Origin of the sequence: Acinetobacter legionensis (assembly GCF_048552295.1) — a bacterium.
GTDB lineage: Bacteria > Pseudomonadota > Gammaproteobacteria > Pseudomonadales > Moraxellaceae > Acinetobacter.
In genome coordinates this window covers 1-259 of sequence record NZ_JBIMCW010000115.1, presented here as the reverse complement: position 1 = coordinate 259, position 259 = coordinate 1, and the positions used below count along the sequence as shown (strand labels likewise).

The 259-nt window shown below is 47.9% G+C and carries 1 protein-coding gene; it reads left to right on the top strand.

Annotated elements, in window-relative coordinates:
* Positions 1-259, top strand: a 259-nt coding sequence (locus ACG916_RS21680) for an enoyl-CoA hydratase-related protein (RefSeq protein WP_419378821.1), incomplete at both ends; no start/stop codon positions are given.

Here is a 259-nt window from a genome sequence, read left to right as displayed (position 1 = left end):
ACATTGCAGTGTTTGTGTGAGTTGCTCGAAGAAGCTGAGCACAATGCTCAAGTCAAAGCAGTGGTTTTAACGGGTAACGCTCAGTGTTTTGCGGCTGGAGCAGATCTTAGTGAGTTGGCTGCAATGGACGCCGTGTCTTTGCAACTCGATATTCGCCCGAAGCTTTGGCAGAAAATTGATGCGTTTAGTAAGCCACTCATTAGCGCAGTCAATGGCTATGCCTTAGGCGCTGGGTTCGAGTTGGTTTTGCATTCAGATA